Here is an 11,623-nt window from a genome sequence, read left to right on the forward strand (position 1 = left end):
TACAATTGTAGTATTAGGAGGTCAAAAAAGTGTCAAAATTTAAGTCTTTGCTTCTACTCTTTGGCTCGCTAATTTTACTTAGTGGTTGTGAGAATGTAGAAGTTTTAAACCCAAAAGGGCCAATGGCAAGTGATTCGAAGTTCTTGATTATGTATTCAATCATCTTCATGCTTGTTATCGTTGCCGTCGTAATTCTCTTGTTCACAGTCTTTCTATTCAAATATAGAATCAGTAAGACTGAGGAAACAGGTAAGATGCACCACAGTGTTTTAATGGAAACCATTTGGTTTATCATTCCGGTCATCATTCTAATTGCTTTAGCCATTCCAACGGTTAAATCACTTTACAATTATGAGGAAACGCCAGATAAAAAGGATGATCCTATTGTAGTTTATGCTACAAGTGCTGGTTATAAGTGGTTCTTTAGTTATCCTGAAGAAAAAATCGAAACGGTTAATCACTTAACTATTCCGAAAGATCGCCCTGTTGTTTTCAAACTCCAATCAATGGATATGATGACAAGTTTCTGGATTCCACAACTTGGTGGTCAGAAATATGCGATGACAGGTATGACTATGGACTGGACGTTAACAGCTAGCGAAGAAGGTACGTTCCGTGGACGTAACTCAAACTTCAACGGCGAAGGGTTTGCTCGTCAAACTTTTGATGTTAATTCAGTAAGTCAAAGTGAATTTAAAGATTGGGTCAAAGATGCTCAAAGTAAAAAAGAATTAGATCAAGATACCTTTGATAAGCAACTTTTACCAACTACTGAAAATGAAAACTTAACTTTCAGTGGTACTCATCTAGCATTTGTTGATGCTGCAGCAGATCCTGAGTATATTTTCTACGCTTATGATCGCTACAATTACGTACAAAAAGATCCAAACTTTAACACTGAAAAAGAATTAACTGAAGATGTGTTAGATAAACCAGATCAACCTGCACGTAAACCGCAAATCACAAATGCGAACTATGAGAGACATGGTATGAAAGCCATGATTCTTGGCAACAACGAACCATACGATAGTGAATTCAAAGACGAGGAAACACATAACGTCGATGAAATGGACAAAATCTCTAAAGGTGCTAAAGACGAAAAAGCATCTGAATTAGAGAAAAAAGAGCATGAATCTGGAGGTGGACATTAATGGATTTTCCATGGGATCAGTTACTCGTTAAAGGTTCTTGGATGATTACAATGGCACAAATCGGTGCCCCATTTGGAATCATTGGACTAATCGCAGTAATTACTTATTTTAAATTATGGAAATATTTATACAGAGAATGGTTCACATCTATCGACCATAAGAAAATCGGGGCAATGTATTTAATCTGTGCCGTATTAATGTTCGTTCGTGGTGGTATTGACGCATTAATGATGCGTACACAATTAGCGATTCCTAACAATACGTTTTTGGACTCAAATCACTATAACGAAGTTTTTAGTACACACGGTGTTATCATGATTATCTTTATGGCAATGCCTTTCATATTTGGTTTGTGGAATGTCATTGTACCTTTACAAATTGGTGCTCGAGACGTTGCATTCCCTGTATTAAATAGCGTAAGTTTCTGGTTATTCTTCTCAGGTATGATTTTATTCAACTTGTCATTTATAATCGGGGGCTCACCTGCAGCTGGTTGGACTAACTATGCACCACTGGCAGGTGAATTCAGTCCCGGACCAGGTGTCAATTATTACTTAATTGCAATTCAGATTTCTGGTATCGGTACACTGATGACAGGTATTAACTTCTTCGTAACCATACTTAGAATGAAAACACCTACAATGAAATTTATGGAAATGCCAATGTTTACGGTTACTACTTTCATTACAGCCTTACTCATTATCTTGGCTTTTCCAGTATTAACAGTTACATTAGCACTATTCACAACAGATAGAATCTTCGATACTGCATTTTTTGCAGTAGCAAATGGTGGTATGCCAATGCTTTGGGCTAACTTCTTCTGGGTATGGGGGCACCCTGAAGTTTATATTGTTGCCCTTCCAGCATTCGGTATATACTCTGAAATTATTCCAACATTTGCGCGTAAACGCCTATTCGGCCACCAAAGCATGGTTTGGGCAACGGCAGGTATTGCGTTCTTAAGCTTTTTAGTTTGGGTTCATCATTTCTTCACAATGGGTAATGGTGCGTTAATCAACTCATTCTTCTCAATTTCAACCATGCTTATCGGTATACCAACTGGTGTTAAAATATTTAACTGGTTGTTCACGCTTTACCAAGGCCGAATTACGTTCGAGTCACCAATGTTATTCTCACTAGCATTTATCCCCAACTTCCTAATAGGTGGAGTAACTGGTATTATGCTTTCTATGGCAGCAGCAGATTACCAATACCACAACACATACTTCCTAGTGGCGCATTTCCACTACACGTTAGTATCCAGTGTTGTACTTGCCTGTCTAGGAGCTTTAATATTCTGGTGGCCTAAGATGACTGGATTTAAGTTAAACGAAACGTTAAACAAATTCTGCTTCTGGTTCTTTGTAATCGGTTTCAACATTTGTTTCATACCTCAATTTATACTTGGTCTTGACGGTATGCCACGTCGTTTATATACTTACATGCCAGAAGATGGTTGGTGGTTATTAAACGTAATCTCAACTTTCGGTGCTCTATTAATGGCATTAGGCTTTATGTTCTTAGTTGCAAGTATTGTTTACAGCTTCTTCAAAGCACCACGTGAATTAACTGGTGATAACTGGGATGGTTTAGGTCGTACACTAGAATGGTCAACTGCTTCAGCGATGCCACCTAAATACAACTTTGCTATCACGCCAGATTGGAACGACTACGATACATTTGTTGATATGAAAGAACATGGTCGTCATTATTTAGATAACCATAATTACACAGATATCCACATGCCGAATAATACCCCAGTTGGTGTATTCATGGGAATATTCTTCACTATTGGTGGTTTCTTCCTAGTATTTGAAACATTACTACCAGCTATTCTTTGCTTAATTGGTATCTTTGGCACTATGATTTATCGTAGTTTCCAAGTAGATCACGGTTATCACATTCCAGCTTCTGAAGTAATGGAGACTGAAAAACGTTTACGTGAAGCACGAATAAAAGAAAAGGAGGCTGTAAGTCATGAGTCATGATGCAAACACAATTGATCAACGTTCGCATGAAGGTGAATTAAATAAGCTTGGCTTTTGGATTTTCCTTACAGCTGAATTCTCATTATTCGGTACGTTATTTGCAGCGTTACTAACACTGCAACATGGTGGCGATTATGCTGGTAAAATGACTACCGAGTTATTTGAATTACCGCTCGTTTTGATAATGACATTTGCTTTATTAATTAGTTCTTATACATGTGGTATTGCAATTTACTACATGAGAAAAGAAAAAGAAAAATTAATGATGATTTGGATGATTATCACTGTACTATTAGGTATGGTATTCGTAGGCTTTGAAATCTATGAATTCACACACTATGTGCATGAGGGTGTTAATCTTTCGATTGGTTCTTATTGGTCTAGTTTCTTTATACTATTAGGAACGCATGGTGCCCACGTATCGTTAGGTATCGTCTGGATTATCTGTTTATTAATCCAGATCGCAATGCGAGGATTAAATAAAGACAATGCTCCTAAATTATTTATAGTAAGTTTATATTGGCACTTTTTAGATGTTGTATGGATCTTCATCTTCACTGCCGTATATATGATAGGGATGGTGTTTAGCGGATGAATACAATAGTAAAACACACAGTAGGTTTTATTGCCTCAATCGTTCTGACAATATTAGCAGTGTTTGTAACTTTATACACATCTATGGAACTTAACGTTAAGATTACCATCATTTTTGGTTTTGCTTTTATACAGGCTGCAGTTCAATTATTAATGTTTATGCACTTAACTGAAGGTAAAAACGGAAACTTACAAGCATTTAAAGTTGTATTTGCGATTATCATTACTTTAATTACTGTTATTGGTACTTATTGGGTAATGCAAGGTGGACACTCAGCTCACTTATAATCCAAGAAAAGACTTCTCTTTTAGAGAAGTCTTTTTTTATTATTCATTAAATTATAAAAGTTAATTTCCGTTGAATTTTATGATTCTACCCTACTTTTAAGCTCGATTTAAATACACCTTCATTTTATATACAACACTTTTAAAAGAAAACAATGTAAAATGGAACTACACGATACCAAAATGACTTAGGAGGACTTAATAATTATGAAACAACCAATCATTATAGATACTGATCCAGGTATTGATGATGTCGCTGCTATAAGCATTGCGTTGAATCACCCTAACTTTGACCTACGAATGATTACTACAATTAATGGTAATGTTGGCATTGAAAAAACAACAGCAAATACATTGAAGCTCAAGCAATTTTTTGCAAGTGACGTGCCCGTTCATAGGGGTGCCTCTCAACCATTAGTTTCCGAGATTGTAGATGCAAGCAAAGTTCATGGTGAGTCAGGCATGGATGGTTATCTATTTCCTGAAGTAAATGAAAAAGATTTAGCTTCAACACATGCTGTAGAAGCGATGCGAAAAGCTTTATTAAATAGTGAGGTTCCTATAACACTTATACCTATAGGTCCATTAACAAATATTGCATTATTACTTTCTACTTATCCAGAAGTAAAAGATTATATTAAAGAAATTGTTTTAATGGGTGGAAGTGCAAGCCGTGGTAATGTCACCCCTTTAGCGGAATTTAATATTTATTGTGACCCTGAAGCTGCACAAATCGTTTTTAATTCTGGTTTACCTTTAACTATGGTAGGACTTGATGTAGCAAGAAGTTCAACATTAAGCCATACCTTTGTAAACAAACTACAAACACTGAATGAAACTGGTGATATGTTGCATCAAATCTTCAAGCATTACAAAGGGGATGATTTTGAAAAAGGGATTAATGTATACGATGCATATACTGTACTTTATTTGCTTCATCCTGAAAAATTCAATGTACAGGAAGCCGATGTTCAAATAGAAACGAATGGTACGTTTACAAAGGGTGCAACAGTAACAGATTTCAAATCGCGTTTCCCTAATTGTTCGGTTGTCATGTCTGTTCAACCAGATACGTTTGAGCACATGTTCGTCAATGCGCTAAAATACTGTAAATAAATTAAATATGATTTATATCACATTATAACTACTACTTATATCTAAGAAAAAACACTCCTAATACTGTCATCAACTTAAAGGTTATACCTTTGTTTTTGGCAGTTAGGAGTGTTTTAAATTTCATGATTTTAGGCTACTACAATAATCAAGTAATTAATAACGTTGCCCTACTATATTATAAGGCTTGTCTTGTTTTAATAATTTATTAAAAATATGTTTTATCTTTTTCTCATTATTCACACCATTATTTTCATAATTTGTGCCAAGCACTACAATATAATCATCATTAAAGTATGCTGTAAATACTTGTCCAAAAAAACCACCATTAATCCGATTTTTATTGGGAAGTGAATAAAAACCATAACGATACGCTATTGGATAACGTGGCGTTAAACTTTCATGTAGTAAGGGCGTTGTTATATTTTCTTTGAACAGTTCATTGTTTTGTACACTTAATATCAATTTTCCCATATCATGAGGAGTCATATATAAATTACCAGCACCGTAATATTGGTTTAAAACATTAGGCTTCTGCTTCACCGGTTCCCCTGTGTTTTCATCTTTTTTATATCCTTCAGCCATATCTTTTTTGAAAGTTTCATCATTAAAGAATGCCGTATGCTCCAATCGGTATGGCCTTGATAATCTTTCTTCAAAATTCTTTGAAAAAGATTTACCAGTTACTTCTTCTATCACACGAGATAAAACTAAATAATTAGCATCATTATATCTATTGTTATTATAAAATTTAGTCTCAATGCCTTTGCATTGTATTGACTGTACTGCACTATCTAAATTTTTATAAGAGGTTGAAGCTTTGTATTTATATAAACCACTTTGATGAAGCATAAGTTGATTTAATGTAATAGGTTGAGATGTTTTGAACCATGGTAAATATTGATTGATCAAATCATTCATATTTATTTTTTGCTCATTTTCTAATTGCTTAAGCATTAATCCTGTAGTGAATTTTTGAGATGAGCCAATTAAATATAATGTATCTGCCCTATTCTTTTCATCTGTTTCAAGATTTTTGAAACCATATCCTTTATTTAATTTAAGTTGACCTCGTTCAAAAACAGCTGCAGTCCCATTAAAATTAGATTGTTCTAAATATTGATGAATCGCGTTTATTTCTGGCTTGTTTTTATCCATTACTGTTTTCAAATTATTCCTATGAATACTTTGGTATTTCATATCTTGTTTATTATCTTGATAATGTTTGTATCCAATTGTAAAAGTGGTTATTGTTAAAATAAAGATTAAAAAAATTATAAATTGTTTGAGTTTTTTTGCTGTCATCTTGCTGCCTCTACATAAATTAATCTATATTTTGGATATAGTCTTTTTCAAATTGATCTGTAATTGCATCTATATCTTCTACGTTTAGAGAGAAATAAAGTTTAATTTTTGGCTCTGTTCCAGATGGTCTAAGAGCAATAAATCCATCTTCAAAAATAAATCTAATTAGATTCGTTTTGGGTAATATCAATGCCTCTGTTGTATCTTCTATAACATTTCTATTTTCACCAGTATGATAATCTTCTATTCGTTTTACATCCATACCACAAATTGAGAATATATCTTTATCTCTAAATTGACTCATTATATTCGAAATCTTTTCTACACCTTCTGCACCTTCAAATGACGGTGCAAGTGTTCTATCTTTAAATGCGCCAATATTTTGATAGATATCTTCCATAGTGTCTTTAAATGTCAAACCATTTTTAGATAATAGATTCTTATATTTAACTAGTAAAGGTACCATTTGAATTGCATCTTTATCTCTAGAAATTGATTTCGCCAAATAGCCGTGACTTTCCTCAAATGCGAGTAATAATTGCGTCTCATTGTCTGCACTTTTTTGTTCAAGCAAATCAGAAATATATTTGAATCCAGTTAACACATTGTTAACTTGTACATTTAATGCTAATGCTAATCTTTCTGCTAATTCACTTGTCACGATAGATTTTATAATATAAAGTGGTGCGCCTGCTTCAACTAAGTCTTGAAATCTCAATTTCATAAACAGTAGTCCAATTTCATTACCATTAAAATATCTATAATCATTTTTTCCATAACGCTCAATAAAACCAAATCTATCTGCATCAGGATCTGTAGCTATGACAAGTTGTGCGTCTGTTTTTTCTGCAAGTGCTAAGCTGTAATTAAAAGCAGTTTCATCTTCAGGGTTAGCAGTTTCTACAGTTGGGAAATTGCCATCCGGTGTAGATTGTTCTTCTTCTATCACAAAATTTTGGTAATCCAATTCTATTAATATATTTGAAACCAACGGTAAACTTGTACCATGTAAACTGGTTAATACTACTTTTGCATCTTTTTCACCAATTGAACCTACTAAATCTTTAACTTCACTTTTATATTTTTCGGTTACTTCACTAGTAATATACTTAATTTTGTCATTTTCTTTTAATACTTCAAAATCTCCCTTTTCAATTAATAATGGAGATTCAATCGTATTAATATAGTTACTAAGTTGTTCAGATTCATCAGGTAGTAATTGACCACCTTTTTCATCGTAAATTTTTATACCATTATAATTTTTAGGATTATGACTAGCTGTAATCATCACACCTGCATCTGCATTCAAATGTCTAACAGCAAATGATAGCTCTGGTGTAGATTTATAATCTTCTGATAAAATAGGTGTAACATTATTATTAGCTAGCACACTAGCCATTTCTTGTGAAAAAGCTTTAGATAAAAACCTCGTATCAAAGTGTATAACTACTGTTGGTGAATTAATTTTATTACTTAAATATTGAGCTAAGCCTAAAGCCACTTTGCGAATCGTAAATGCATTTAATCTTCCTGGACCTAAGCCAAAAGTACTTCGAATACCTGCTGTTCCAAAAGCTAAACTTCCTTTGAACCCTTCTTTTTTTTCTGCTTCTGTTTGTATTTCATAAAAATCTTTCACTAAACTCTCATCTATGTTATCTAACCATTCTTGCTTCATACTCACATTTCCTCCTTATATCTTTTGCTAAAGATATATCCATTTCAATTATTAATTTTTTTAAATATTTTATAGAAAGCCTTGTTCTTAAATTAAATCATAGCAAAGCCATTTTCCTTATATTTATAATTGCTTTTTCATTTTCTTGTAACACAGTTATTGTTCACAAGATGATATTTCTATTATATATTATATCTCATGTACCGCTATAAATCATTTCTAAGCAAATGACATTTTTGTTAGTTTCTATTGATAAAATACAATATAGAGGCCTTATACTTCACATACCCTAATTTAATTTTACTTTAAACTTGCAAATAACACATTCTTAGTTGATATTTACTAGCTATAGTAATAAAATTATAAGTTATAGTACATTTTCTTCTTTACAAATATTTAATAAAGTTAAAAGAGCTATAACATTTAACGATAATATAGTAACATGTACAAAATCATATACATGGGGAGCTTCAAACATGAATAAATTTTTAAAATATTTTTTAATATTTTTATCTTTAGTTCTTGTCGTTGTTCCAGTTATATTTGCTATCATTTTACTCAAATCATCTCAAGGCGCTTTTGAAAATTCTTTTAACGATGGTGATTCCTCGAGGAAATCAAACGTTCGTGAATCTAAAGTCGATCCTTCTAAAGATCCTATTTCTATCCTATTTTTAGGTATTGATGAAAACAGCGGACGAGAGAAAAATGGGCAAAGTACTGAACAATCAAGAACCGATGCAATGATTCTTTCAACATTTAATTCCGATAAAGAGCAAGTAAGAATGCTAAGTATTCCACGTGATACAATCAGTTATATTCCAAAAGTAGGTTATTACGATAAAATCACTCATGCCCATGCTTATGGTGGACCTACAGCTTCAATGGATTCTGTAGAAGCTACTTTAAATGTACCGGTTGATTATTATGTTCGTATTAATATGGACGCATTTGTAGATGCTGTTGATGAACTTGGTGGCATAAAATTTGATGTACCTTACGATATCAGTGAGCCAAATACAGATGACTCTGGTAAAATTAAAGTCAAAAAAGGATATCAAAAACTAAATGGTGATGAAGCATTAGCAGTCGCTAGAACACGACATCAAGATTCTGATTTAAAACGTGGTCAAAGACAAATGGAGTTAATAAAAAAACTCTTTGCTAAAGCACAAAATGCTGATTCCTTTAGTAAACTAGATGATGTTATTGAAATAGTTGGGAATAATTCAAAACATAATTTAAGCTATGACGAGGTAAAAGCACTTGCAACATCCTATTTAAAAGATGATGTTGAAATCAAAAGTAAACAACTTAAAGGCGAAGATGATTACTTAAATGGAATCTATTATTACAATCCAGATATTAAAAGTATTCAAGACACTTCAAATTTACTACGCGATGATTTAAATTTACCTAAAATTGAGGATACAAATGATTTCTTAAATCAACGTGTCACTGATTTTTATGGTACACTCGTACCACAAACAGAGTTAGACAGTAGCCTACTTAGAAAAAATCAAAATGATAGTTCCAATGATGATGAAGACAATTCATCTGAATTAAATGGCACAGAAAACAACGATAATTCACAACAACAAAATAGCGACCAGCGACAGACTGATCCTAATCAACAACAAATAGATCCTAACCAACAACAAATAGATCCTAACCAACAACAAGTAGACCCTAACCAACAACAGAATAACGACCAGCAACAAAATGCTCAAGAAGTACCAACTAATCAATATTAACTGTGGAGAGGAGCTCACTATATGTCACGCAAAACATACGAAAAACTTGCTCATGTAAACGGAATGTTTAATGTTTTAGAACAACAAATGATACACAGTAAAGATATGGCGCTTTTTAGAAATGAATTTTTCTATGTCAATCATGAACACCGTGAAAACTATGAAGCTTTACGCATATATTATAAAGATAGTGAAAATAACCCTATCGTTGATGGTGCATGTTATATTGTTGGACTTCCAGAAATATTCGAAAAAGTTGATGTTTTTGAATCAGAATTACCGTTTTCTTGGGTTTATAATCAAAATGGTATTACAGAAACAATGAAAGAAATTAGCGTACCCATCCAATATCTTATTGCAGCTGCATTAGAGGTTACAGATGTTAGTTTATTCAGGCCATCTGGTTTTACAATGGGTATGAATAATTGGAATATTGCACAAATGCGAATTTTTTGGCAATATACTGCGATAATTAGAAAAGAAGCACAATAATCTTTAAATCAACGCCCTATCACATAAAACTTTGATAGGGCGTTTTTTCAAACCCAAATAAATGAAATGAGGAATCATTATGTTTAAAATCGTTACAACGCCTTCAATGATGGAAGATGCATACAATGTTCGAAAACAAGTGTTTGTTCAAGAGCAAGGTGTACCGCTTAAAAATGAAATAGATCAATATGAACCTATTGCTACACATATCGTTGGATATGATGAAAATAACCTCCCCTTCGCCACAGGTAGATTTCGTTCTTTTGACAATGGCGTTAAAATAGAAAGAGTTGCTATTATTGCGTCTCATAGAAAATCTGGTTATGGCAAATTACTTATGCGCTTTATAGAAGATGTTGCTAAAAATCAAGGCTATCATTCATTAATATTAAATGCACAATGCCACGCTCAAACATTTTATGAGTCTCTAGAGTATAATCCGTTTGGTAAAATTTTTATTGAAGAAAACATTGAACATATTGCTATGGAAAAATTAATTTAACACAATTCAATATGTTTTTATATTTATATTGCAACTATGTTTTGTAATATTTCATTGAGTGTAATATTACAATATTTTTTAAATTAAGCTTTATAACGCTTTAAATAAGATATTATAGCTTCCCCAAAACTTAATCAGATTAATTTTATATTACAAATTAGTAAAATTTAAACCACTTCATAAAAGTCGTATTATAATGGATGTTAAATATATATAGTTAAAGGGGCAGTTTAATGACTAGAAAAAAGTTTACTTATAAAGTACCGTCGATGGTAGCGCTTACGTTAGCAGGTACAGCTTTAACATCTCATCAAGCACAAGCTGCAGATGATGCTCAAAATCAATCTACAAATGGGAATGTGTTAGATGATAAGAATACACTTAAACAGAGTGAGCAAATCAAATCTGAAGTTAGTAAACCTACCGCTAATATTTCAGGTACACAATCATACCAAGACCCTACACAAGTTCAACAGACCACAGCAAACGAAGTTAATACTTACGATGCAGAATTAGATGAGTTGAACTCTGACCAAACACCAAGTCAAGATACATATAATCAACAAACTCTAAATCAAGAAGACCAAACGAATACTAAAGAAGTAACTAAAAACACTCAAGATTCTGAAGATACTCAAAGTATTGAAAAAAATACAGCGCAAGACAACGCTTCTTCTGACCTAAATGAACAAGATTCTGAAGATGCTCAACAATCTGAAGAAGATACTTCGGATAAAGACGTTCAAGATGATGAAGCTAAT

General features: G+C 32.9%; 10 protein-coding genes and 1 pseudogene. 9 read left to right on the top strand and 2 right to left on the bottom strand.

The genetic code is table 11. From position 1 onward, the window contains the following. Nucleotides 1-29 precede the first annotated feature (29 nt). From qoxA to rihC, 5 genes are all read left to right on the top strand, one after another. Nucleotides 30-1,151: a cytochrome aa3 quinol oxidase subunit II gene (gene qoxA / locus ACA31_RS07095; protein WP_057511557.1), complete on the top strand. Its 1,122-nt coding sequence runs from the start codon at nucleotides 30-32 to the stop codon at nucleotides 1,149-1,151. Further along, nucleotides 1,151-3,139 carry a cytochrome aa3 quinol oxidase subunit I gene (gene qoxB, locus ACA31_RS07100; protein ID WP_057511558.1) on the top strand — a complete coding sequence of 663 codons (1,989 nt, stop codon included), beginning with the start codon at nucleotides 1,151-1,153 and terminating at the stop codon, nucleotides 3,137-3,139. The genes qoxA and qoxB overlap by 1 nt, the downstream gene beginning before the upstream one ends. Beyond that, a complete protein-coding gene (gene qoxC, locus ACA31_RS07105; RefSeq protein WP_057511559.1) occupies nucleotides 3,129-3,734 on the top strand; it encodes a cytochrome aa3 quinol oxidase subunit III in 606 nt (201 codons plus the stop codon). The genes qoxB and qoxC overlap by 11 nt, the downstream gene beginning before the upstream one ends. Next, nucleotides 3,731-4,021 (top strand): cytochrome aa3 quinol oxidase subunit IV, encoded by a 291-nt coding sequence (qoxD, locus tag ACA31_RS07110; protein ID WP_057512644.1) that lies wholly within the window; start codon nucleotides 3,731-3,733, stop codon nucleotides 4,019-4,021. Before qoxC ends, qoxD begins: the two co-directional genes overlap by 4 nt. A 204-nt stretch (nucleotides 4,022-4,225) precedes the next feature. After that, nucleotides 4,226-5,134, top strand: coding sequence for a ribonucleoside hydrolase RihC (gene rihC / locus ACA31_RS07115; RefSeq protein WP_057512645.1), 909 nt, complete (start codon nucleotides 4,226-4,228; stop codon nucleotides 5,132-5,134). 153 nt (nucleotides 5,135-5,287) lie between these two features. On the opposite strand, the gene ACA31_RS07120 is transcribed toward rihC, so the two are convergent. Both ACA31_RS07120 and ACA31_RS07125 read right to left on the bottom strand, forming a co-directional pair. Beyond that, complete coding sequence (locus ACA31_RS07120) at nucleotides 5,288-6,436, bottom strand: serine hydrolase domain-containing protein (RefSeq protein WP_057512646.1); 1,149 nt, start codon at nucleotides 6,434-6,436, stop codon at nucleotides 5,288-5,290. A 19-nt stretch (nucleotides 6,437-6,455) separates the two neighbouring features. After that, nucleotides 6,456-8,114 carry a phospho-sugar mutase gene (locus ACA31_RS07125; RefSeq protein ID WP_057512647.1) on the bottom strand — a complete coding sequence of 553 codons (1,659 nt, stop codon included), beginning with the start codon at nucleotides 8,112-8,114 and terminating at the stop codon, nucleotides 6,456-6,458. Between the two features lie 476 nt (nucleotides 8,115-8,590). Here ACA31_RS07125 and ACA31_RS07130 point away from each other — a divergent pair, with 476 nt between their 5' ends. From ACA31_RS07130 to ACA31_RS13470, 4 genes and pseudogenes are all read left to right on the top strand, one after another. After that, a complete protein-coding gene (locus ACA31_RS07130; RefSeq protein WP_057512648.1) occupies nucleotides 8,591-9,868 on the top strand; it encodes an LCP family protein in 1,278 nt (425 codons plus the stop codon). A 21-nt stretch (nucleotides 9,869-9,889) separates the two neighbouring features. Next, nucleotides 9,890-10,360: a DUF2538 family protein gene (locus tag ACA31_RS07135; protein ID WP_057512649.1), complete on the top strand. Its 471-nt coding sequence runs from the start codon at nucleotides 9,890-9,892 to the stop codon at nucleotides 10,358-10,360. 79 nt (nucleotides 10,361-10,439) lie between these two features. Next, nucleotides 10,440-10,862, top strand: a complete 423-nt coding sequence (locus ACA31_RS07140) for a GNAT family N-acetyltransferase (RefSeq protein ID WP_057512650.1) — start codon at nucleotides 10,440-10,442, stop codon at nucleotides 10,860-10,862. A gap of 233 nt (nucleotides 10,863-11,095) precedes the next feature. After that, a pseudogene (locus ACA31_RS13470) lies at nucleotides 11,096-11,623 on the top strand (GW dipeptide domain-containing protein); the annotation flags it as partial.

This window comes from Staphylococcus sp. NAM3COL9, assembly GCF_001431205.1.
In the GTDB taxonomy this organism is placed as follows: domain Bacteria; phylum Bacillota; class Bacilli; order Staphylococcales; family Staphylococcaceae; genus Staphylococcus.